At 36.7% G+C, this 23,215-nt stretch carries 23 protein-coding genes and 1 pseudogene; all 24 read left to right on the forward strand.

The window, feature by feature from the left end; translation table 11 throughout:
* The first annotated feature begins 210 nt into the window (after window positions 1–210).
* The 24 genes and pseudogenes from CDZ89_RS08255 (at window position 211) to CDZ89_RS08365 (ending at window position 23,068) form a co-directional block, all read left to right on the forward strand.
* On the forward strand, window positions 211–483 hold the full coding sequence (locus CDZ89_RS08255) for an HU family DNA-binding protein (RefSeq protein ID WP_096153752.1): 273 nt from the start codon (window positions 211–213) through the stop codon (window positions 481–483).
* Window positions 484–617: 134 nt separating this feature from the next.
* Window positions 618–1,187: a GTP cyclohydrolase I FolE gene (gene folE / locus CDZ89_RS08260; protein WP_096153754.1), complete on the forward strand. Its 570-nt coding sequence runs from the start codon at window positions 618–620 to the stop codon at window positions 1,185–1,187.
* Window positions 1,188–1,214: 27 nt separating this feature from the next.
* The gene (gene mtrB / locus CDZ89_RS08265; RefSeq protein WP_096153756.1) at window positions 1,215–1,442 is read left to right on the forward strand and encodes a trp RNA-binding attenuation protein MtrB; all 228 of its coding nucleotides are present in this window, start codon (window positions 1,215–1,217) and stop codon (window positions 1,440–1,442) included.
* Between the two features lie 386 nt (window positions 1,443–1,828).
* Window positions 1,829–2,647: a heptaprenyl diphosphate synthase component 1 gene (locus CDZ89_RS08270; RefSeq protein WP_096153758.1), complete on the forward strand. Its 819-nt coding sequence runs from the start codon at window positions 1,829–1,831 to the stop codon at window positions 2,645–2,647.
* 3 nt (window positions 2,648–2,650) lie between these two features.
* Window positions 2,651–3,364 (forward strand): demethylmenaquinone methyltransferase, encoded by a 714-nt coding sequence (menG, locus tag CDZ89_RS08275; protein WP_096153760.1) that lies wholly within the window; start codon window positions 2,651–2,653, stop codon window positions 3,362–3,364.
* A gap of 22 nt (window positions 3,365–3,386) precedes the next feature.
* The gene (gene hepT, locus CDZ89_RS08280; RefSeq protein ID WP_100333499.1) at window positions 3,387–4,349 is read left to right on the forward strand and encodes a heptaprenyl diphosphate synthase component II; all 963 of its coding nucleotides are present in this window, start codon (window positions 3,387–3,389) and stop codon (window positions 4,347–4,349) included.
* Window positions 4,350–4,457: 108 nt separating this feature from the next.
* The gene (gene ndk, locus CDZ89_RS08285) at window positions 4,458–4,904 is read left to right on the forward strand and encodes a nucleoside-diphosphate kinase (RefSeq protein WP_096153763.1); all 447 of its coding nucleotides are present in this window, start codon (window positions 4,458–4,460) and stop codon (window positions 4,902–4,904) included.
* Window positions 4,905–5,098: 194 nt separating this feature from the next.
* A complete protein-coding gene (locus CDZ89_RS08290; protein ID WP_096153765.1) occupies window positions 5,099–5,875 on the forward strand; it encodes a CheR family methyltransferase in 777 nt (258 codons plus the stop codon).
* Window positions 5,876–6,228: 353 nt separating this feature from the next.
* Window positions 6,229–7,401 carry a chorismate synthase gene (aroC, locus tag CDZ89_RS08295; RefSeq protein WP_096153767.1) on the forward strand — a complete coding sequence of 391 codons (1,173 nt, stop codon included), beginning with the start codon at window positions 6,229–6,231 and terminating at the stop codon, window positions 7,399–7,401.
* Window positions 7,385–8,491 carry a 3-dehydroquinate synthase gene (gene aroB / locus CDZ89_RS08300; RefSeq protein ID WP_096153768.1) on the forward strand — a complete coding sequence of 369 codons (1,107 nt, stop codon included), beginning with the start codon at window positions 7,385–7,387 and terminating at the stop codon, window positions 8,489–8,491. Before aroC ends, aroB begins: the two co-directional genes overlap by 17 nt.
* 34 nt (window positions 8,492–8,525) lie before the next feature.
* A complete protein-coding gene (gene aroH, locus CDZ89_RS08305; RefSeq protein ID WP_096153770.1) occupies window positions 8,526–8,891 on the forward strand; it encodes a chorismate mutase in 366 nt (121 codons plus the stop codon).
* Window positions 8,892–9,376: 485 nt separating this feature from the next.
* Window positions 9,377–10,894 carry an anthranilate synthase component I gene (gene trpE / locus CDZ89_RS08310; RefSeq protein ID WP_100333500.1) on the forward strand — a complete coding sequence of 506 codons (1,518 nt, stop codon included), beginning with the start codon at window positions 9,377–9,379 and terminating at the stop codon, window positions 10,892–10,894.
* Window positions 10,887–11,927, forward strand: a complete 1,041-nt coding sequence (trpD, locus tag CDZ89_RS08315) for an anthranilate phosphoribosyltransferase (RefSeq protein WP_100333501.1) — start codon at window positions 10,887–10,889, stop codon at window positions 11,925–11,927. Before trpE ends, trpD begins: the two co-directional genes overlap by 8 nt.
* Window positions 11,902–12,678, forward strand: a complete 777-nt coding sequence (trpC, locus tag CDZ89_RS08320; protein ID WP_096153776.1) for an indole-3-glycerol phosphate synthase TrpC — start codon at window positions 11,902–11,904, stop codon at window positions 12,676–12,678. The genes trpD and trpC overlap by 26 nt, the downstream gene beginning before the upstream one ends.
* A pseudogene (locus CDZ89_RS20115) lies at window positions 12,675–13,277 on the forward strand (phosphoribosylanthranilate isomerase); the annotation flags it as partial. The gene trpC and the pseudogene CDZ89_RS20115, both read left to right, overlap by 4 nt.
* Before the next feature lie 18 nt (window positions 13,278–13,295).
* Window positions 13,296–14,501, forward strand: coding sequence for a tryptophan synthase subunit beta (trpB, locus tag CDZ89_RS08325; RefSeq protein WP_227521576.1), 1,206 nt, complete (start codon window positions 13,296–13,298; stop codon window positions 14,499–14,501).
* Window positions 14,501–15,304 carry a tryptophan synthase subunit alpha gene (gene trpA, locus CDZ89_RS08330; protein ID WP_096153780.1) on the forward strand — a complete coding sequence of 268 codons (804 nt, stop codon included), beginning with the start codon at window positions 14,501–14,503 and terminating at the stop codon, window positions 15,302–15,304. The genes trpB and trpA overlap by 1 nt, the downstream gene beginning before the upstream one ends.
* 313 nt (window positions 15,305–15,617) lie before the next feature.
* Window positions 15,618–16,733, forward strand: coding sequence for a histidinol-phosphate transaminase (hisC, locus tag CDZ89_RS08335; protein ID WP_096153782.1), 1,116 nt, complete (start codon window positions 15,618–15,620; stop codon window positions 16,731–16,733).
* Window positions 16,734–16,815: 82 nt separating this feature from the next.
* Window positions 16,816–17,919 carry a prephenate dehydrogenase gene (locus CDZ89_RS08340; protein ID WP_100333503.1) on the forward strand — a complete coding sequence of 368 codons (1,104 nt, stop codon included), beginning with the start codon at window positions 16,816–16,818 and terminating at the stop codon, window positions 17,917–17,919.
* A 21-nt stretch (window positions 17,920–17,940) separates the two neighbouring features.
* Entirely contained in the window at window positions 17,941–19,239 is a 1,299-nt protein-coding gene (gene aroA / locus CDZ89_RS08345; protein ID WP_176483707.1) for a 3-phosphoshikimate 1-carboxyvinyltransferase, read from the forward strand.
* 84 nt (window positions 19,240–19,323) lie between these two features.
* Entirely contained in the window at window positions 19,324–20,223 is a 900-nt protein-coding gene (locus tag CDZ89_RS08350) for a hypothetical protein (protein WP_096153785.1), read from the forward strand.
* 24 nt (window positions 20,224–20,247) lie between these two features.
* Complete coding sequence (locus tag CDZ89_RS08355; RefSeq protein ID WP_096153787.1) at window positions 20,248–21,507, forward strand: tetratricopeptide repeat protein; 1,260 nt, start codon at window positions 20,248–20,250, stop codon at window positions 21,505–21,507.
* A 72-nt stretch (window positions 21,508–21,579) separates the two neighbouring features.
* The gene (locus CDZ89_RS08360) at window positions 21,580–22,119 is read left to right on the forward strand and encodes a ReoY family proteolytic degradation factor (RefSeq protein WP_096153788.1); all 540 of its coding nucleotides are present in this window, start codon (window positions 21,580–21,582) and stop codon (window positions 22,117–22,119) included.
* A 490-nt stretch (window positions 22,120–22,609) separates the two neighbouring features.
* The gene (locus CDZ89_RS08365; RefSeq protein ID WP_096153790.1) at window positions 22,610–23,068 is read left to right on the forward strand and encodes a YpiF family protein; all 459 of its coding nucleotides are present in this window, start codon (window positions 22,610–22,612) and stop codon (window positions 23,066–23,068) included.
* Window positions 23,069–23,215 lie beyond the last annotated feature (147 nt).

Consider the following 23,215-nt stretch of genomic DNA (forward strand, 5'->3'; position numbering starts at 1 on the left):
TCTGAAATGGAGAATTATTCCTACAATCTCAACATTCTATAACATTTTAGTTGAAATCTATCGAATTATCGTTTAACATAAGCGATGTTGAATGATGACAGGTATAGAAAAGCTTAAAAGTGTGAACAAATGAGAATAATAACGGTTTTAAAAGACTTTTATTAAAAGGTCTATCAAAGTAATAAACTCCTTTGGGAGGAGGTGAATGGCATGAACAAGACAGACTTAATTAACGCAGTTGCTGAAGCTAGTGAACTTTCTAAAAAAGACGCTACAAAAGCAGTTGATGCTGTTTTCAATACAATTCAAGACGCATTAAGTAACGGTGACAAAGTACAATTAATCGGTTTTGGTAACTTCGAAGTACGTGAGCGTGCAGCTCGTAAAGGACGCAACCCACAAACTGGTGAAGATATCGAAATCGCTGCAAGCAAAGTACCAGCATTCAAACCTGGTAAAGCACTTAAAGATGCTGTTAAATAAGCGGCTACATAAATTATAGTCATCAAAATGGAAGGAGGCGCACATTAAGCGCCTCTTTCTTTTTGCAATTATTTTCTCCAATATGCTAGAATCGATTTACAGTATTGTTTTTATAGTAGGAGGACATGTACATCATGGGACAAGTAAATAAAGAACAAATCGAACACGCGATTAGATTAATACTTGAAGCGGTAGGAGAAGACCCGAACCGTGAAGGTTTATTAGATACACCGAAACGAGTTGCGAAAATGTATGAAGAAATGTTTTCAGGATTGCATCAAGATCCGAAAGAGCACTTCAAAACTGTTTTTGGTGAGCCACATGAAGAATTAGTATTAGTAAAAGACATTACATTCCACTCAATGTGTGAACACCATTTAGTACCTTTCTATGGTAAAGCACATGTAGCTTACATACCTAAAGACGGAAAAGTAACAGGCTTAAGCAAATTAGCACGTGCAGTAGAAGTTGTAGCAAGACGTCCGCAGTTACAAGAAAGAATTACATCTACTATTGCAGACTCTATTGTTGAATCATTAAGCCCACATGGTGTAATGGTTGTTGTCGAAGCAGAGCACATGTGCATGACAATGCGTGGAGTAAGAAAGCCAGGAGCAATGACTGTAACTTCAGCAGTACGCGGAGTTCTAGAAAATGACCCAGCTGCTAGAGCAGAAGTATTATCTTTCATAAAAGGTAATTAGTTAGTTATCGAAAGGGTGTAATAGTTTATGAAACAATCTCAAGTCTCTGATTTTATCGTCATAAAAGCAGAAGAAGACGGCGTAAATGTTATAGGATTAACTCGAGGGACGGACACAAGATTTCACCATTCTGAAAAGTTAGATAAAGGTGAAGTGATGATTGCACAATTTACGGAACACACATCTGCCATTAAAATTAGAGGAAAAGCTATCATCCAATCCGCACATGGAGAAATAACATCGGATAAATCCTAATCTTTAGACCCACCCGATATTAAGCAGAAAGAAGCTTTTGCTATTTTCTGCTTTTCTTTTTTTAAAAATTTAACTGGTTAGTAGGAGCAATTTAGAATAAAGGCGTTTCAAACTCGGACTTACAAAAAAGCAGTCTTAATAATGAAAATTCCTATTACAAAAAATGTTTTTATAGATATAATTCGGTTACACTAAAGTAAATAAACTTTTCCCGCCATAAAGCAATAGGTTTATGCTATAATAAACGTTGTCTATTCCCTTTCTTTTGATAGTGAGAGGGAGTTTATTACATACATAAATCTATTTAAAAGAATCAAGTATCAGTATAAGGCTCGATACGGGTCTATCATTTACGAGTATGATGGGCATAAAAAGGGTGGTCTGTTGTGAGTAACATTCAAATACATATATCAAACTTAAAAGAGCAACTACACAAACAAATTGCTCATCCATATTTAGTCCAAAACATAGAATTTCCAGTTATGGACGAAGACAAATTATTTATGCTTCACTCTATATTGGAACCTTTACCAATGTCAGAAGAAGAAAAATCAAAATACATAATATCCACTATGCTTGTTCAAATTGCACTTGATACACATGATCTAGTATCAAACGAAAGTACAGAAGAACAGCTTCAAACAAGACAACTAACCATACTAGCTGGAGACTACTATAGTGGCCTTTATTATCATATATTAGCTAAGTTGGAAGACTTGTCGATGATACGAACTTTAGCAGCGGCCATTAAACAGATTAATGAAAATAAAATTACATACTACCAAAAAGACGTGGACAGCGTAGAAAACCTAATGGAATGCCTTTCAAGTATTGACTCAGCACTTATCCAATCTTTTTCCGAATATTTTTCCAACTCAAGTTGGAAAGAGCTAAGTTCTAAAATATTGTTATTAAAAAGACTTGTTGATGAACGAACAAGATACGTAACAACCAAAACTTCCTTTTTGATGGATGTATTAAGAAATATTTCATTCCCAAAAGCAGAGCTAGACAAAAAAATAGGTTCTATCGATCAAGAAAAACATTTGCTATCCATGTTAGAACAATATATTTATCACACTTCAGAAACAATAGAGAAATTACTCACAAAATTACCGAATAACTATGAGTACATGAGGAGTAGAATCGACGAAATACTTTTCGTTCTACCACTTCAAACAAAAAAGTTTGTGGAAGAAGGGTAAAAAATGCAACAACGATCAAAAGAAGAGCGAGTTCATCATGTTTTTGAAAAAATTTATAAAAACTACGACCAAATGAATTCTGTTATTAGTTTTAAACGCCATACAGCTTGGCGTAAAGACACAATGAAAAGAATGGCTGTACAAAAAGGTAACAGTGCATTAGATGTTTGCTGTGGAACTGGAGACTGGACATTAGCATTAGCGGACGCTGTCGGGGTGACTGGTGAAGTGAAAGGTCTAGATTTTAGTGAAAATATGTTGTCTGTTGGAAAAGAAAAAGTAAAAGCACAAAATAGAAAAAACGTGGAACTAATACATGGAAACGCAATGGATTTACCTTTTGAAGACAACACGTTCGATTTTGTTACAATCGGATTTGGACTAAGAAACGTACCAGATTATAAACAAGTGTTAAAAGAAATGTATCGTGTTGTAAAACCTGGTGGAAAGGTTGTTTGTCTGGAAACTTCTCAGCCAACCATGTTTGGATTTAGACAAATGTACTTTCTATACTTTGGACATATTATGCCGTTACTAGGAAAGGTATTTGCGAAAAGCTATGACGAATATGCATGGCTACATGAATCGGCAAAAGATTTTCCTGGAATGAAAGAACTTAAAGAGATGTTTGAAGAAGTAGGATTTAAACAAGTAGAAATGAAAGCCTATACAGGTGGGGTAGCGGCAATGCATCTAGGGATTAAGCCGTCTAACTAGTAAACGTTAAAAGGTGAGCTACATGAAATTAAAAATGATGTATTCTTTCTTGAATACCGATCTTCAATTAATAGAATCAGAATTAGAAAAATCGATTGAAACCGATCGATTTTTGTTACAGGAAGCTTCGTTGCATCTATTACAAGCGGGTGGAAAGAGAATTCGACCTGTCTTCGTTCTGTTAGCAGCGAAGTTTGGTGACTATGACATTCATAGAGTTAAACATGTAGCCGTAGCTTTGGAATTAATTCATATGGCTTCTCTAGTCCACGATGACGTAATTGATGATGCAGATATGAGAAGAGGACAGCCAACGATTAAAGCGAGATGGGATAATAAAATAGCCATGTATACTGGGGATTATATTTTCGCCAGGTCGCTGGAATTAATGACGAGAATTGACAATGTAGAAGCACATCGTATTATCTCTCATACAATAGTGGAACTTTGCCGTGGGGAAATCGAACAAATTAGAGATAAGTTTAATACAGAACAAAATTTACGAACATATTTACGCAGAATTAAGAGGAAAACCGCGTTGTTGATTGCAGCTAGTTGTCAAATTGGGGCACTTACAGCCAACGCACCTAAAGAAGTTCATGAAGCACTTTTTAAATTCGGTTATTATGTCGGAATGTCGTTTCAAATTACCGACGATATATTAGACTTTACAGCAACAGAACAACAGTTAGGTAAGCCTGCTGGTAGTGATTTAAGGCAAGGGAATATTACGTTGCCAGTGTTATATGCTATGGAAAACCACTCGTTTAAAGAGAAATTGAATCGCTTGAATGAGCAGTCTCCAGAGGAAGATTTACTTGAACTTATTCATTTTATTAAACAAAGCGACGCAGTGGATCGTTCATTTGCGTTAAGCGATCGTTATTTGGAAAAAGCTTTTAAGCAATTAGAAAAGCTGCCAAGTGGCCAAGCAAAACGAACATTAAATAATATTGCGAAATTTATTGGAAAGCGAAAATATTAAGATAATTCTCCACTTTAAGTTGAAAAACATAGAAAAGAGTGATATATTTTCTATGGTTAGATTGTTTCTAACAGTACATATTTCAATTTTTGGGGTGGAGATTTTATTATGGAAAAAACATTTTTAATGGTAAAACCTGATGGTGTTCAAAGAAATTTAGTAGGTGAAATCGTTTCTCGCTTTGAGAAAAAAGGTTTCCACTTAGTTGGAGCTAAATTAATGCAAATTCCTACAACTTTAGCTGAAACTCATTATGGTGAGCATAAAGAGCGTCCTTTCTTCGGTGAACTAGTAGACTTCATTACTTCTGGACCAGTTTTCGCAATGGTATGGGAAGGTGAAAATGTAATCGCTACTGCTCGTCAAATGATGGGTGCTACTAATCCTAAAGATGCAATGCCTGGAACAATCCGTGGTGACTTCGGAGTAACTGTAGGTAAAAACATTATTCACGGTTCCGACTCTCCTGACAGCGCTGTACGCGAAATCGGATTATTCTTCAATGAAGATCAATTAGTAGAATACAAAAAAGAAATGAATACTTGGATTTATTAATTTTTTGTAAACGTTTACGAAGCCAGCTGAAAAGCTGGTTTTTTTATTTTGTATACAATTAAAAAAATTATCAATCTACCTTACATAATCCAGCAAAAAAAATTATACTTGAATTAACAACAAATATTACAACAATATTTAATGTGCCTGGCACCTGTAATGTTGCTGTAATAGTATGGAGAGGGAATGTACGTATGGATGATTATGGTCAGTTTATTTTGAGTGTGAAGAAAAAGACGGGGATAGATTTATCCCTATATAAAGAATCACAGATGAAGAGGAGATTAACTTCTTTATATGAGAAAAAAGGGTTCAAAAGTTTTAGAGAATATTTTCAATTTATTGAGCAAAATCAAGAAGGCTTAAACGAGTTTTTAGATAGAATGACTATTAATGTATCAGAATTTTATCGTAACTATAAAAGGTGGGAAGTGCTTGAGAATAAAGTAATTCCTGCACTAATCAAGAACAATAACGGAAGCCCATTAAAAGTTTGGAGTGCTGCATGCTCCTCTGGAGAAGAACCTTATACATTATCAATGGTTCTAGCAAACTTTTTCCCTTTTACAAAAATAAACATATTAGCAACAGACCTTGATGAACTTATACTATCTCAAGCACGTGTAGGATTTTACCAAGAAAGAGCGTTACAAGAAGTCCCAGAGCAAATGAAAAGAAAATATTTCACCAAGCAAAATAGTCTATATAAAATAAATGACGAAGTAAGAACACCTATTACATTTAAAAAGCAAAATCTTTTAGCCGACCCGTTTGAAAAAAACTTTGACTTAATTGTTTGTCGAAATGTTTTAATATACTTTACAGAAGAAGCAAAAGTACAACTATATCAAAAGTTCAGTGACGCTTTAAAAAAAGGTGGAGTTCTCTTTGTCGGCAGTACCGAACAAATATTTCAGCCAGCCCACTACGGTCTAGAAGTAGTCGACACATTCTTCTACCGCAAAATCTAGAGTTCATCTAAGTAGATGAACTCTTTTTTAAAGGCTATGAAAAGAAAATTGTTGATTATTAAAGCAATACTAGTCGTTGAGTAAAACTACTAATTAGCGTTGATTTCCGTGAAAGGCGGAGACTCCTGCGGGAGAAGCGGGGAGCGGGAGACCCCGCAGTCGCGAATGCGAAGAGGAGGCTCCCGGCCCGCCCGCGGAAAGCGGAGCCTTTCACGGAAATCAACAGCGGTCTTTAACACAGTCATAAAAAAAATGGTATAGTATGTTGAGAAATATTTTGTATCTTATGATATAGTAAATACATACGCATTAACACTTAAACGCTTTAAATAAATAAAGAGGAGGCGGGGTAATTGAGATACTTAACTGCTGGTGAATCACACGGCCCTCAACTTACAACAATTATAGAAGGTATTCCTGCTGGTCTACAACTAACAAAAGAAGATATAGATATAGAGTTAGCTAGACGTCAAAAAGGGCACGGTCGTGGACGAAGAATGCAAATTGAAAAAGACAGCGTACAAATTACAAGTGGAGTTCGTCACGGACTGACTTTAGGTTCACCTATTGCATTAGTAGTAGAAAATAAAGACTGGACACACTGGACAAAAATTATGGGTATTGAACCTCCAGAAGAAAATGAACAAGATGAAGGAAAAAGAATTGTTTCAAGACCACGACCTGGTCATGCCGATTTAAACGGAGCCATTAAATACGGCCATCGTGATATGCGAAATGTATTAGAACGGTCATCTGCAAGGGAAACAACAGTGAGAGTGGCAGCTGGTGCTGTAGCAAAAAAACTATTAAAAGAGCTTGGAATTACAGTTGCAGGGCACGTTGTCGAGATTGGTGGAGTAATAGCATCTAACATAAACGTTCAAACAATAGAAGAGCTACAAACGGCAACAGAACAATCACCAGTACGTTGCTTTGACAAACAAGCGGAACAACAAATGATGGAAGCAATAGATGAAGCAAAACAAAACGGGGATTCCATCGGCGGCGTAGTCGAAGTAATTGTGGATGGCATGCCTCCTGGAGTAGGAAGTTATGTGCATTATGATCGCAAACTAGACTCCAAAATTGCGTCCGCTATTATTAGTATAAATGCATTCAAAGGCGTGGAGTTTGGAATTGGGTTTGAAGCAGCTCGCCTTCCTGGTAGTAAAGTACACGATGAAATTGCATGGAGTGAAGAAAAAGGCTATTATCGACTAACTAACAATTTAGGTGGATTTGAAGGTGGAATGACAACGGGGATGCCAATCGTTGTTAGAGGTGTAATGAAGCCGATTCCTACTCTTTATAAACCATTAAAAAGTGTCGACATCGAAACGAAGGAGCCATTCCAAGCAAGTATAGAACGTTCCGATAGTTGTGCAGTTCCTGCTGCAAGTGTTGTTGCAGAAGCGGTTGTTGCTTGGGAAGTAGCTTGTGCAGTAGTAGAACAGTTTGGCCAAGATCGAATGGATGCTATTCGGAACAATGTTGAAGGAATGAAAGAGCATGCAGCCAAATTTTAATAGCAGCTCTAATCTTCTTATTGAAACAAAGTCTAAATCATATCCAGTGTACATTGGAGATAATGTTCGGTCCGAACTAGTACCGTTTCTTTTAAACCTTCCGAAAAAACCAACTAAAATATGTATCGTGACAGATGATAAAGTAGCAACCCTATATTTAGACGACATAAAACAACAGGTTTCCGAAAGTTTCCAGACGTACCATTACATGATTCCTAGTGGGGAAGCATCGAAAAATTTCGACCAATATTATATGATCCAAACTTATTTGTTAGAGCAAGGTTTTGATCGCAATTCTCTAATCTTAGCATTAGGTGGCGGTGTTGTAGGGGACTTAGCTGGGTTTGTAGCGGCAACGTATATGAGAGGCATTCGCTTCATTCAAATGCCAACTACATTACTTGCCCATGATAGTGCAGTTGGAGGCAAAGTCGCCATCAATCATTCGTTAGGTAAAAATATGATTGGTGCCTTTTATCAACCAGAAGCAGTGCTTTACGATGTGTCTTTTCTTCGTTCTTTAAGCGAAAGGGAGTTACGGTCGGGTTTTGCGGAAGTAATCAAACACGGACTCATTAAAGATCAAACATTTTTCCATTGGCTTGAACAAAAGGTCCTTACTATTCATGACTTAAATAAAAGAGATATTATTACTACATGTATAGAAAAGGGAATACAAATTAAAGCTGAAGTTGTAAAAGAAGATGAAACAGAGTCAGGAGTTCGTGCAATTTTAAATTTTGGTCACACAGCAGGACATGCGGTTGAAAACTATCAAGGTTATGGAACTTTTTTACACGGAGACGCCGTAGCAATTGGAATGTTAATTGCTGCAAAAATAAGCGAAGAATTAAATGGCTTTCAACAATATAATAAAATACTTAAAATGTTAGAGCGTTTTGGTTTTCCTACGGCATTACAGCCAACAATGAATGCAGAAAAAATTGTAGCTAAAATGAAAAAAGACAAAAAATCAAAAGATGGGCATATACATATGGTATTAATTAGTCGAATTGGCGAAGTGTATGTACAGCCTGTAGAGGATTATCTTGTATTAGAAGTAGTAACGCAATTTATACCAAAAAAGTAACATCCTTTCGAAATGATTATTAGGGGGGGATTCAATGATAAGAGGAATTCGCGGAGCTACAACAATTAATAAAAATGATGAACAGGAAATTACGGTTAAAACAGAGCAACTACTTTCAGAAATGATTAAAACAAATGATGTACAGTCTGATTGTGTTGCCCAAATTTTAATTTCTGTAACAGATGATATTAATGCTAGCTTTCCAGCAAAAGCACTACGAAATTTTAAAGGATGGGACTATGTACCAGTAATGTGCATGAAAGAAATAAATGTTCCTGACGCCTTACCACTATGTATAAGAATTATGATGACGGTTAATACAAACCTAGAACAAAAGCAGATAAATCATGTTTATTTAAACGGTGCAACCAAACTTCGCCCGGATCTGTTGAAAACATAGGATAGTATTAAAACAATCCGTCATTCATAGCAACGCATTATAGATTGACAAAAGTAAAAAATAAAGATAAAGTTTTAAACTAAGAATATAGAGAATATTCTTAGTTTAGTTAAAGATTAGTTAGGTTTTTAGTTGAGAGATAGTTATTAGATGAGACTTGAGAATTGATTATTAGTTGAGATGAGTAGGGTAGAGCTGAGAATGAGTTGAGAAGAGCAGAGTTAACGTTTAAAATTTTTCTACCCAAAGACGAAAGTGTCTTTGGGTTGTTTATTTTTAGGAGAAATCCTTGAATAATGGGCTTTGTTAAAAAGTATTGTTGATATAAACATATCTTTCTGTTGATTGGAGCGGGAGTCAGCGACTCTCCCGTGAATCAACAGCTATGTTTAGCAGAGCCAATAATAGAAAAATTCCACTACAGTATAGGCATCTATACATTCCTCTTCACTCATTCTCCATGATTATTAAATGGAGGAGCGAGTATTTTGAGTTTAACTTCTTTTTTACAACATTCCCAAGAGTATGAGATTATCCCTGTTTTTGAGAACTTTTTATCGGATAGGATGACACCAATAGAAATATTTGAGTCATTAAAAAAAGAGGCTGTTTATTTGTTAGAAAGTAAAGATGACAAATCTGCTTGGTCAAACTATTCATTTATTGGCTTAGATCCTATGTTTACGATTGAAGGGTCAGAAGTCATTTCCTTAAAAGATATGAAAGGAAAGATTATTTTTCAATCGACAAGTCTTTCTGCAATCTTTCAAGCATTAACAGATATTTTTAAAATTAAAACGGTAAAAGATTTGAACCTTCCCTTTACAGGGGGAGCAGTTGGATATATAGCATATGATCATATCCAATTTATAGATAAAGTACCGCTTAAGAAAAGAAACAGAAACGATCACACAGTCCAGTTGTATATATGTGAAACACTCCTTGTAATGGATCATAAGAAGAATAACACTTCGATTATTCACTATGTTCAATTAAGTGGAAAGGAAACTGTTGACCAGAAAAAACTGCATTACGAAAAAGGTAAAAGTAGATTAAAAACGTTGATACAACAAATTCATCAACCGGTTAACGATAAAAAAGAAACATCATCTACGTTAGACAAACGAAGTATAAAAAAATACTTGCCTGTCGCCTCTAGTTATACGAAAGAAAGATATTGTAATGACGTAAAAAAGATTCAAAAGTATATACACCAGGGAGATATCTTTCAATGCGTTTTGTCACAAAGATTTACTGTAAAGTCAAATATACAAGCTTTCGACGTTTACAGGGTGCTACGCAACACAAATCCTTCTCCCTATTTGTTTTATATTAAGTTAAAAGATAGTGAGTTGATAGGTAGTTCACCAGAGCGATTAATTCAAGTGAAAAACGGCGAACTAGAAATTCATCCGATAGCAGGAACTAGAAGACGTGGAAATACGACAGAAGAAGACGAGAAATTGAAGGAAAGCCTTTTACAAGATGAAAAAGAAGCAGCGGAACACATTATGCTGGTAGATTTAGCTCGTAATGATATCGGCCGTGTTGCAACGTATGGATCCGTTAAAATGACTAGGTTAAGAGAAATAGTCTATTTTTCCGAAGTGATGCACATTATCAGTGTAGTCAATGGTCAACTAGACGCATCAAAATCACCGATGGATGCCCTGTTAGCAACTTTTCCAGCGGGTACCGTTTCAGGTGCTCCAAAAGTAAGGGCGATGCAAATAATAGAAGAGTTAGAGCCAATAGCACGCAATAAATATGCAGGAGCTGTATGCTATATAAGTTTTGATGGCAACATCGATTCTTGTATAACAATAAGAACAATAGAAAAACAGCATGATAACTTTCATATACAAGCAGGTGCCGGTGTCGTTGCGGATTCTATTCCAGAGTTAGAGTGGGAAGAGACTAAAAACAAAGCGAAGGCATTGCTTCATGCTATTCAAATGGCACATAATATTTTCTCTGAAAAAGGGGTGTTAGCGAATGATTAAACAAACAATTCAACTATTACTAGACGGAAAAACTTTATCAATTGATGAAGCAGAAAAAACAATGACATCGATCATGAACGGTGAAGTTACAGATAGTCAAATAGCAAGTATCTTAACCATCCTAAGGTTTAGAGAGGAAGCAGTTGAAGAAATGATTGGCTTTACTATGGCTATGAGGAAAAAAATGAGCCGAATATCCTACCAACAAACAAACTTAGTGGATACATGTGGCACAGGTGGGGATAAAGCATCTACCTTTAATATATCAACAGCTGCAGCTATCGTAGCAGCTAGTGGTGGAGCAACTGTAGCCAAACATGGGAACCGCGCTTTTTCCTCTAATACAGGGAGTGCGGATGTACTAGAAGCACTACGTATTCCGATTCAGTTAGATAAACAAGCTGCCATTACTAGACTAAATGAGAAAGGAATGGCTTTCTTATTTGCACCGAAGTTTCACACTTCTATGAAAAACGTGGCTCTCTCTAGAAAAGAAATCGGATTTCGAACAATCTTTAATATTTTAGGGCCATTAGCTAATCCAGTAGCATGTGAAAATCAAGTTATCGGTGTATTTTCTATCGATTATGCAAGAAAGATGGCAAAAGTATTGCAATATCTTGGTACAAATCATGTAATGATTGTTTCTGGACGTGATGGTTTAGATGAGATAAGTATTTCATCTGAAACGGACGTAATCGAGATAAAAGATGGAACGATTAATGAATATATAGTTTCTCCATTAGACTTTGGGATGGAACTTAGTGATATAAAAGAAATTCAAGTGAAAAATACACAACAAAGTGCATCCATTATAGAAGATATTTTCCTAGGGAAAACTCCTGAGAGTGCTATCAATATTGTTGCATTAAATGCTGGTGCTGCACTATATGTTTCTGGTGTGAAACCAACCTTTGAGTCAGGGATTCATTTTGCGAAATCTCTATTACAAAACAGAGTAGCACTTAAGAAATTTCTTAGTTTACAAGAGGAAGAGGGTCAAATATATGCTGGCAAAAATACTGGAAACTAAAAAAATCGAAAACTTACAACTAAACTCTAAAAAAATAAATGAAATACACGAACATAGAGAAGGTAAGTCGCTCATTCATGCACTAAAACATCCCAAAAGAGACATTGCCTTAATCGCTGAAATAAAAAAGGCTTCACCGTCTAAAGGAGTTATTCGTGCCGATTTCAATCCTGTAGAAATTGCAAAGCAGTTTATAGAAGCAAAGGTGGACGCTATCTCGGTTTTAACAGATGAGACATACTTTCAAGGATCAATCGACTATATCAAATTAGTGAAAGAAGTTGTAGATGTTCCTGTTCTTCGAAAAGATTTTATTATAAGTGAAGCACAAGTTATTCAAAGTGTAGAGTATGGAGCGGATGCATTATTACTAATAGCGGAAGCATTAGAGGTGCAAAAACTAAAGAAACTATATGAATTAGCTACTTCCTTAGGAGTGGAAGTGTTACTAGAAGTGCATAGTAGTAGAAAACTTTTAGAAGTTTTAGATACTTTCAATCCAAAAATCATAGGCATAAATAACAGAGATCTCACGACATTTGAGACTTCCATAGAAACGACAAAAAGCGTTATGTCTCTCGTACCTGCATCCTCTATTTTAGTTAGTGAAAGTGGAATATTTACAAGGGCAGATTTAGATTATGTGAAAAAATATGGAGCTAATGCAGTTTTAGTAGGGGAAGCTATTATGAAATCCAATGATATTCAAGAAGGAATAGAAAAGATGTTTAGTAGAGAAGTAGGCAAATGACGAAATTAAAATATTGTGGCAATAAAAGCATACAAGATTTTTGCCTTTCTATTAGGTCAAAGGCAGATTATATAGGGTTCGTTTTTGCAGAGAGCAAACGAAAAGTAGGTGCAGAAACGGTAGCTTTATGGATAGATAAAGTCAGCATTGGCGATAAGAGGTTGGTTGGAGTTTTTGTAAATGAAGAAATTGAAGAAGTAGTTCGTACTTCCAATGTTTTACCACTATCTATAATTCAATTACATGGTGATGAGTCTCCCCAATATATTAAAAGATTGAGAGGAAAAGTAAATCAAGATATTTGGAAAGTGTTTCACCACACACCTGATTGGCAAGCCTCAGATATTCTTGCTTTTAAAGGGATAATAGATGGAATGGTAATAGATTGTAAAATTGGTCTTCAATACGGGGGAACGGGTAGATCGTTTGATTGGACACATATACCAACCTACAAAGAAGTAGCCCGAAAACTATCTATTCCATGCTTCATAGCTGGTGGAATAAATGCATCAAATATACATGAGTTATTAAAATACAAAGTAGATGGAATAGATATTTCTTCTGGAATAGAATGTGATTTCAGGAAAGATGAACTATTAATGAGGAGGATGGAAAGCATGATAAATTCTACAGACCGCAAACCGGATTTTTTTGGCAGATTTGGTGAATTTGGAGGAAAATATGTACCAGAAACGTTAATGGCTCCTTTAGAAGAAATAGAAAAAGGGTTAAACGATGCATTAAAAGATCCGAACTTCTTAGACGAACTTCTTTTTCATTTGCAAGAATTCTCTGGAAGACCGACTGCGTTAACATTCGCTAAAAACCTAACAGAAAAACTTGGTGGAGCAAAAATTTACTTCAAACGAGAGGATCTTAACCATACTGGCGCACATAAAATTAACAATGCAATTGCTCAAGCTCTATTAGCAAAAAAGCTCGGGAAGAAAAAAATAATTGCAGAAACAGGTGCTGGACAGCATGGTGTAGCAGCAGCAACTGTTGCTGCAAAGTTTGGACTCTCATGCAAAGTTTTTATGGGAGAAGAAGATATTAATAGGCAACAACTAAATGTTTTTCGAATGAAGCTATTAGGGGCAGAAGTAATCCCTGTTCATAGCGGTAGTAAGACGTTAAAAGATGCAACAAATGAAGCGATACGTTACTGGGTTCAACATTGTGAAGATCACTTTTATATGATAGGTTCCGTTGTTGGACCTCATCCTTATCCTTATATGGTAAGAGAGTTTCAAAAAGTGATCGGAGAAGAGACGAAAAAACAATTTCTTCAAAGAGAAGGAATGTTGCCAACACAAATAGTTGCTTGTGTTGGTGGTGGAAGTAACGCTATTGGGATGTTTCATGCTTTCATAGAGGATGAAGTTGAATTAATTGGAGTAGAAGCAGCTGGTAAAGGTACAAATACCCCTTATCATGCCGCTACTTTAACTAAAGGAACGAAAGGGATTATTCACGGTTCTTTTACTTATATACTACAAGATAATTACGGACAAATACAAGAGCCATATAGCATCTCTGCTGGATTAGACTATCCTGGAATAGGACCAGAACATGCTTTCTTAAAAGATAATAAACGCGTTGCGTACGAAAGTGTTACGGATGAAGAAGCACTGCAGGCTTTAGTTATTGTTTCTCAAACAGAAGGAATTGTCCCAGCCATAGAAACATCACATGCTCTAGCCTTAGCAATGAAAAACGCATCCTATATGAGTGAAAAAGATAGTATCGTAGTTTGCTTGTCTGGACGAGGAGACAAAGATGTACAGTCATTATTACCAGTTTTAGAAGAGAGGTATTTATAATGAATAATTTACCGTCAGATAACAAACTATTCATTCCATTTATTATGGCTGGAGATCCGAATCCTTCTTTTACAATAAAATTAGCGCTTACTCTTCAAGAAGTGGGAGCATCTATACTAGAGCTTGGTGTCCCATATTCAGACCCACTTGCGGATGGACCAGTTATTCAAAGAGCATCTAGTCGAGCAATAAAAAATGAAATGAATATTGTAAGAGCAATAGAACTTGCAGGTGAAATGCGCTTAAACGGTTTGAAAATACCAATAATTATCTTTACGTACTTAAATCCTGTGTTACAATTAGGATACAAATCCTTTTGTGCTTTAGCGAAGCAAAATGGTGTAGATGGACTACTCATTCCTGACCTTCCTTTAGAAGAAAGTACAGAGTGTAGAAGTATATGTACCGACTATGGATTAGAGCTAATATCACTAGTTGCACCAACTTCCAAAGAGCGAATAGAAAAAATTGCAACACGTGCAACAGGATTCTTATATTGTGTTTCTTCTGTAGGAGTAACTGGAGAACGGTCAGAGCTAAATTCGAATATAGAAGCATTTGTGAAACAAGCACAAGAGTTTAGCAACGTACCAGTTGCAGTAGGTTTTGGCATATCTAATAAAAATCAAGTCGAATATGTTAGCTCAATATGCGATGGTGTCATAATTGGTAGTGCCATTGTGAGAATGGTAGAAGAGCTATTAGACACGATAAAACAAGACGAAGCAGTTGCTCTATTACAGATAAAACAACGCATAAAAGAAATCATTTCTCCTATTTTAAATGAAAGACGGATGTGTTAGAGGTTAATATTGATTGAAACCTATTAAGCGGTTGATTTCTGCGCAAGTCGTAGACTCCTGCGGGAGTAGCGGGGGACTGGAGACCCCACAGGCGAAGCCGAGGAGGCTCCAGCCACTACGAAATGTGAAAGCGGCTCGCACAGCTCCGACAAGGATAAGACAGGGTCAGCTTGTGGGCGGTTTTTGCCCTCAGGATGGCCATGGCTTATCCTCGAGGAGCTAGCCGCTTGACCTAGACACGCCCGCGAAAAGCGGAGACTTGCGCGGAAATCAACAGCGGTTATTAACATAGCCTAAATGAAAGGTGATATTTATGAAGATAAAAGAGCAGCTACACACGTTAACTCCATACCAACCTGGTAAATCGATGGATGAAGTTAAGAGGGAATTGGGATTAGAAAAAATAACAAAGCTGGCATCCAATGAGAATCCGTTTGGATGCTCCGAGCAAGTTAAAATTGCTGTTACAAAACAAATAGAAAAGGCCTCCACATATCCAGACGGGTATGCGACAGACTTAAGAAAAAAACTATCAAACCACCTTCAAATTGGCGAAAAGCAACTTATATTTGGTAATGGTTCAGATGAAGTCATTCAAATGGTATGTAGAAGTCTCTTATACTCTGGTAAAAATACTGTTATGGCAACGCCAACTTTTCCTCAATATAAACATAACGCTACCATTGAAGGAGCAGAAGTACGTGAAATACCACTGGACAATGAAGGAAATCATGATTTAATAGCAATGTTAAATGCCATAGACGAAAACACAGCAGTTGTTTGGTTATGCAGCCCAAATAACCCAACTGGAACATACATTTCAAATGAACAGCTTGAAGCTTTCATTAATCAAGTACCTAGTACTACGTTAGTTGTCATAGATGAAGCATATTGTGAGTATGCCACTGCAAGCGACTATCCTAATACAATCAAACTATTAACTTCATATAAAAATGTATTGATAACTAGAACGTTTTCCAAAGTATATGGTCTTGCTAGCTTCCGAATTGGTTACGGTATTAGTACGGAAGATTTTATTAAGAAAATAGAACCAGTAAGAGAACCGTTCAATGGTAACTCTTTTGCCCAAGTTGCTGCTACAGCAGCCATTGGCGACCAACTATTTATAAAAAATTGCGTACAAAAAAACAAAGAAGGTTTATCTCAGTATTATACTTTTTGTAACGAAAATAACCTAAACTATTATCCATCCGAAGGCAACTTTATTCTAATTGATGTGGAAGAAGATAGCGATGTTGTATTTCAATACTTATTACAACACGGCTATATTGTTCGATCAGGTAAAGCGTTAGGTTTTCCAACACACTTACGCATAACTGTAGGTACACATAATCAAAACGAAGAAATCATTACTATCTTATCAGATTATATAAGACAAACAGAAGGAAATGCTAAATACTATGCCTAATGGAAAAGGAACCAGAATCTAAAATGATGGTTCCTTTCCTTATTAACAGTATCATTGTCATATTTAAAGGAGTTATAACAACATGAAAAATGTATTACTTATAGGCCTCGGCTTAATTGGAGGATCCGTTGCACTAGCGATAAAAAATAAAAACCCAGAATTAAACATTATCGGTTTTGACATAGACAAACAAACAATGAATGTAGCCCAAGCGCTCAAAGTAATAGATGAACAAGCAATATGTTATATGTCAGCTGCCAAAAAATGTGACCTTGTTATCATTGCCGTCCCTGTAGAAAAAACGATCGAGGTAATGGAAAATCTGTCCAAAGTTAAATACAAAAAACCTATTACGATAACAGACGTAGGTAGTACGAAAAAGAAGATTGTTGAATATGCTAACGCGAAATTCTCGAATGAATTTATAACGTTTATCGGAGGCCATCCGATGGCTGGTTCTCATAAAAGTGGTGTAACTGCTGCCAAAACATTATTATTTGAGAATGCCTATTACATACTAACTCCTACTAACCATACACAACCGGAAAAAGTGGAACAGTTAAAAGAAGCATTAAGTGGTACCCGAGCTAAGTTTGTTATAATGGAAGCGGATGAACACGATACTGTTGCAGGTGTTATAAGTCACTTTCCACATATTATAGCTGCAAGTCTTGTTCATCAAGCGGAGCACTATGAACAATCATTTCCTTATGTGAATCGATTAGCCGCTGGAGGATTCAGAGACATTACCCGTATTGCTTCAAGTAGTCCTACAATGTGGAAAGATATCTTATTACAAAACAAAGAGACGCTATTATCTATTATGGATAATTGGATACATCATATGGCCAATGTAAAAGATTCCATACAAAAAGGAGATGAAACGTCTCTATACACGTTCTTTGAAGTTGCCAAAAAATATCGAGATGGGTTACCTTTAAAAGAGAAAGGTGCTATTCCCTCTTATTACGACCTATTTATTGACGTTCCAGATAGCCCAGGGGTCATTTCCGAAATTACAGGTCATTTAGCAGATGAAAGAATTAGTATTACGAATATCCGCATTATTGAAACTCGTACGGAAGTGTATGGAGTATTAACAATTAGCTTCCAAACAGAAGAAGACCGAGAAAAAGCAGCGGATTGTATCAAAAATAAGACAACTTACGATACATATATTTTATAGAATAAAGGGGGGCAACCCATAGTGAATAAGAAACTTACTTCTAACGTAACAATAGGATTAATTGGTGATATTCAAGTTCCTGGCGATAAATCCATTTCACATCGTTCTGTCATGTTTAGTTCTATCGCAAACGGCAAAACGACCATTGAAAACTTTCTAGATGGCGAGGACTGTTTAAGTACGATAAACTGCTTTCGAAACCTAGGAGTGACAATCGAGCAAGCAGGCACAAGTGTTACTGTGTATGGGAACGGACTAGAAGGGTTACAAGAGCCAAAAGCAATACTAGATGTTGGGAACTCTGGTACGACGGCGAGATTAATGATGGGTGTATTAGCAGGAAGACCGTTTCACTCTGTTGTAGTTGGTGATGATTCTATCGCCAAACGACCTATGAAAAGAGTAACGAACCCATTGAGAGAACTTGGTGCCCATATTACAGGTAGAGAAGATGCTAACTATACACCGATTACGATCAATGGTGGGGAACTACAAGGTATAAATTATTCCTCGCCGATTGCTTCTGCCCAAGTAAAATCAGCTATTCTTTTAGCTGGATTGCAAGCAGAAGGAGTTACAACCGTGCAAGAACCATATAAATCTAGAGACCATACGGAGAGAATGTTGCGGGCGTTTGGCTGTACGGTGGAAGAAGACGGAAATACGGTTATATTGGAAGGGAAGCAACGTCTACGAGGCGGTATGCATATCACCGTTCCAGGAGATATCTCGTCGGCAGCATTTTTTCTAGTGGCAGGTCTGGTCGTGCCAAATAGTAAAATCACGCTGAAAAAAGTGGGGATGAATCCTACACGTACAGGTATAATCGAAGCGATTGAACGTATGGGAGGACACATTACTATCACTAACTTGCGTGAAGATGTAGCAGAGCCATATGCCGATATAACGGTAATGTCATCGAGTTTAAAAGGGATAGAAATTAGCGGAAGCCTCATCCCAAGATTAATTGACGAGATTCCAATAATTGCGCTACTTGCAACATGTGCAGAGGGAACGACTATTATTAAAGACGCAGAAGAATTAAAAGTGAAAGAAACGAATAGAATCGATACGGTTGTTCAAGAATTAAGCAAAATGGGTGCAAACATTGAAGCAACCGTGGATGGAATGATTATTACAGGGAAAACAACACTACACGGCGCAACCGTTTCCAGCTATGGCGACCATCGTATCGGAATGATGCTTGCAATTGCATCACTAATCGCAGACGGGGAAGTACACTTAGAAAACAGCGAAGCCATTAATGTTTCCTACCCTACATTTTTTGAACACTTATCCTTGTTGATGGAAAAAAACTAAATTTAAAATTCATACAACTGCCATTCCCTTCATAGCTTGTCTTAAGACGAATAATTGTCTAAGACAAGTCATGGGGGTGTTTTTTTGTCTTACATTTTGGAAAAAGCTAATGTATTAAAAATAGGCAATCAAGTTAGCAATGTTTCCATCATTGTCAAAAACGACAAATTTTCATGGATGAGAGAAGAAGCACTGGAGACAAAAAACTTAATCAAAATGGATCTGTCACATTACATCTTAACACCTGGCCATGTTATGTTAGACTTTATCGGCAAAACAATGGATTTTGCAGACTATAAGTTATACGTAAAAGAAAATTATTTGCTTAAAGGGTGTACAGCGATAGTAGCAGTTTTTTCTATTTCCAATGAAATGGACCTTTTACCTCAGTTGAAACGCGCCAGAACAAAGCTATTAAATAGTCCAGTTGACTATTATTTTGCGATTCAAGTGCCTCTCGGTAAATTAACACCCTCGCTTGTACGTTTATGCAAAAAACATAAAATCCCAGCTATCTTTTTAACGATGGATGACCCTTCTTTGATGGAAACGAAGGCGTGGAGCTGGATAAAAGATGCTCTTTATCAATTTCCGATTACGTTTGTACCAATTTTTCCAGAAGAAAAAAAGGAAAAGAAGCTCGCACAAAAGATATGGAGTGTGACAATGACCGAATCAAAGCTAGTACATTTACCTCATTGTCCCCCTACTAACTTCCCATTAAAATTAGACTTATTAATGAAATTAGGAATTTATCCAAGTAAAGGAGATATCCGCATCGGTGGCGAAGTTAGTTATAATCTATATATCTGTCCAGAAGGCAGTATAATTGAAACTGCTTCTGACTTGGATTATCATATTCATAGCCCAGAAATTACTGTTCACCGAGGGAAAATAGTGAAAGTAAGTCAAGATGTTTATTTTCGACCTGGTTTTGGTAATGAATGTAAGGTTACCGTACCAGGACATTTTCAATTAGAGTGAATAGATCAAAGGAGAAGGTTGATTGTGACAAACAAAGTGTTAGATAAAGCTATCCATCTAATTATGGAAGGGAATAGCGAAGAAGGCCTTGCATTAATTAAAGAAAATCAATCATCTTTTACAGATGATGAAAAATATAATATTGCCCAGTATTACATGCAGCTTGGACTTGTGAACGAAGCGAAAAGTGTTTTAATGGAGCTGCTTTACCTCTATCCAAATGAAAGTGAGCTAATCGTGTCACTTGCAGAGGTTCACATCGACCTTGATGAAGAAGATGATGCCATTGAATTACTAGAAAATTTGGATGCAAAAGATGAGGCATACCCACAAAGCTTAATGTTACTTGCAGACCTTTATCAGTCACAAGGGTTGTTTGAAGTTAGTGAAAGAAAACTTTTAGAAGCAAAAACAATACTACAAAATGAACCGATTATCGACATCGCTCTCGGTGAATTGTACTTATCGCAAGGAGATTATAGACGAGCATTGCCATTGTTCCAAGGGGCAAAAGACTCTTCTGAAATCGTAGAATTTCCTTTAGATGTAAGGATTGCGGAGTGTTATAGTGGTACTGGAAACTTTGAAGAAGCACTGCCTTTTTACGACAAAGCACTGCAAAAAGAGTTGAACATTGACACACTGTTTCAGTATGGCTTTACGGCCTTTCAAGCAGGATATTATAAAACGGCTATCGAAAAACTAAACGAGGTAAAACAAATTGATTTTGAATATGCTTCGTTATACCTTTACTTAGCAAAAGCTTATGAACATGAAGGCGCATTAGAAGATAGCTTACGTACGGCAAAAGAAGGGTTAGGGGTTAACGAATATAATAAAGAACTACAACTTTATGCTGCGAAAATGGCATTAAAATTAAATCATGTGGAAGAAGCGGAACGACTTTTACGAGAAGCAATTGCCTTAGATCCTGGCTACGTCGAAGCAGCAACCACACTTACTAAATTGTTTTTACAAGTAGAAAGATTTGAAGATGTTGTAGAGTGTATTCAAGAGCTTGAAAAGTTTGGAGAATATGACCCTCGATTTGATTGGGATTTAGCACGTGCAAAAGAAGGATTAGAGCAATATTCTGATGCATTAAATCACTACCGTCAAGCATATACTTCTTATAAAGATGACATAAGCTTCCTTCATGATTATGCATTTTTCCTTTATGAAGAAGGTAGATTACAAGAAGCAAAGCCTTTATTTGAAACGTTATTACAACACGACCCTACAAATACAGAACTATTAGACATTTATGCAAGGATGAACGATTAGGCTTTATTCGATTAAATGGTTGTCCATTTCCAGGGTAAAGCTAACTAAAATCGCAGAGGAGGGACAATCTAAATGGCTACCCCTGTTTCTGTCAACGAGAAGAAGGACTTCATTCGGTGGTTTTTAGGCAATTATCAGCTAAAAAGAAGAGAATGTGTATGGATTTTAAATTATTTAATGAGTCATGATCAATTAATGAAAAAAGTGCATTTCGTCGAACAGGCGCAATTTTGTCCTAGAGGGATTGTCATGTCTACTCATTGTGTCGAAGAAGTTCCGTTTCGCTTTTATAAACAAAATGTCATGACGACAGATGCAGAGAAATCATTCCATGATATTCGCCTTAATAGAGATGAAGATATCTACATTCAACTTAACTTCAAATCTGTTTATCACTCCCCGCAATATGCGGCTGTATTAGAAGATAATCCTTTCATGCCAAAAAATAATCAAAGTAACGAAAAAGACCGTATTCTGGCAGAAAAGTTTTTAGAGCAATCCATCTTCACTTTCCAAAAAGAAAAACTAATGAAAATGATCGATGAGGCGTTAGACAAACAAGATAAAACGGCATTTAAATCTCTAACAGAGCACTTGCGAAGATTAAATTAACTTTTTGATAGGTAAGAACCTTACGTGATGGGAAGCGTAGGGTTCTTTTATTTTTTTGGCTGTGTTAAAGTTCGTTGTTGATTTGCGTGCAAGGCTGAGACTCCTGCGGGAGAAGCGGGGAGCGGGAGACCCCACAGGCGCATGCGCCGAGGAGGCTCCCGGCCCGCCCGCGGAAAGCGAAGCCTTGCACGCAAATCAACAGGGTATAAGTACTAAATTATCAACACTAAGCTTTAACATAGCTATATTTTTAAGGCGAATGAGGACCAACTCGAAGCTGACGAGAACTGAAGATGGCCGTCACCAGACGAATGAGGAACAACTCGAAGTCGTCAAGAGTAAATGGTGGTCCTCATAATAGAAATTAGAATTTCTCCAATCCTCAGAGAGAAGAACTAACCTATATACCATATGCTTCACCCTTGCCATTCCCTTTATGTTTTCATATACTCATCTATGAGAGGTGAACCTCAGAAAGGACTGATTCAACATGAAATGGACTAGTAAAGACATAACCGTTTTCGAGCAATCAAAAGAATACATAGACACAGTTGTCATTCCATTAATCCCAATTAATTTTTCAACTAATGTAAAACAAACGGCTGCACTAGGAGAATACATAAACATCTTAAGTAACGAACTCGAGCGTCAATTTAAAGGCAGAATAATTCTCTTGCCATCGTATACATACTTATCAGCCACCGACCAACAAAAAAACGTCGCAGCAATTAATGAATATGTGACACATTTACTAGAGAGCGACATCAAGCACGTCTTCCTACTTACATCAGACAACTTCTGGCAACAAGTAGCATCAGAGATAACCGAAGCAAAACTAATGTGGCTTCCATCCATTCCACTAGAAGACATGGAAGAAAAATACAAACAAAAAATAATAACAGACCAAATGAACCAACTCCTACCAATCTTCATCCAAAAATGGCAGTGAAATATTTGTGTTTTTATCTGTTAGTAATACTCATTAAATAATTAATACTAATATAGTTGATGATAGCACGAGGCACGAGACTCCAGCGGGAAAAGTGCGTCAAGTGAGACCCCGCAGGCGCATAGCAATGAGGAGTAGGTTTTTTCA

Source organism: Bacillus alkalisoli, from assembly GCF_002797415.1.
GTDB classification, from domain to species: domain Bacteria; phylum Bacillota; class Bacilli; order Bacillales; family Bacillaceae_I; genus Bacillus_CD; species Bacillus_CD alkalisoli.

Coding starts and splice junctions, on each gene's coding strand:
- CDZ89_RS08360 (WP_096153788.1), top strand. CDS start 21,580: ATGGCTACCCCTGTTTCTGTCAACGAGAAGAAGGACTTCATTCGGTGG.
- ndk (WP_096153763.1), top strand. CDS start 4,458: ATGGAAAAAACATTTTTAATGGTAAAACCTGATGGTGTTCAAAGAAAT.
- CDZ89_RS08255 (WP_096153752.1), top strand. CDS start 211: ATGAACAAGACAGACTTAATTAACGCAGTTGCTGAAGCTAGTGAACTT.
- CDZ89_RS08340 (WP_100333503.1), top strand. CDS start 16,816: ATGAAAAATGTATTACTTATAGGCCTCGGCTTAATTGGAGGATCCGTT.
- aroB (WP_096153768.1), top strand. CDS start 7,385: ATGCAGCCAAATTTTAATAGCAGCTCTAATCTTCTTATTGAAACAAAG.
- trpC (WP_096153776.1), top strand. CDS start 11,902: ATGCTGGCAAAAATACTGGAAACTAAAAAAATCGAAAACTTACAACTA.
- trpA (WP_096153780.1), top strand. CDS start 14,501: ATGAATAATTTACCGTCAGATAACAAACTATTCATTCCATTTATTATG.
- CDZ89_RS08365 (WP_096153790.1), top strand. CDS start 22,610: ATGAAATGGACTAGTAAAGACATAACCGTTTTCGAGCAATCAAAAGAA.
- CDZ89_RS08290 (WP_096153765.1), top strand. CDS start 5,099: ATGGATGATTATGGTCAGTTTATTTTGAGTGTGAAGAAAAAGACGGGG.
- trpD (WP_100333501.1), top strand. CDS start 10,887: ATGATTAAACAAACAATTCAACTATTACTAGACGGAAAAACTTTATCA.
- hepT (WP_100333499.1), top strand. CDS start 3,387: ATGAAATTAAAAATGATGTATTCTTTCTTGAATACCGATCTTCAATTA.
- mtrB (WP_096153756.1), top strand. CDS start 1,215: ATGAAACAATCTCAAGTCTCTGATTTTATCGTCATAAAAGCAGAAGAA.
- folE (WP_096153754.1), top strand. CDS start 618: ATGGGACAAGTAAATAAAGAACAAATCGAACACGCGATTAGATTAATA.
- trpB (WP_227521576.1), top strand. CDS start 13,296: ATGATAAATTCTACAGACCGCAAACCGGATTTTTTTGGCAGATTTGGT.
- hisC (WP_096153782.1), top strand. CDS start 15,618: ATGAAGATAAAAGAGCAGCTACACACGTTAACTCCATACCAACCTGGT.
- menG (WP_096153760.1), top strand. CDS start 2,651: ATGCAACAACGATCAAAAGAAGAGCGAGTTCATCATGTTTTTGAAAAA.
- aroH (WP_096153770.1), top strand. CDS start 8,526: ATGATAAGAGGAATTCGCGGAGCTACAACAATTAATAAAAATGATGAA.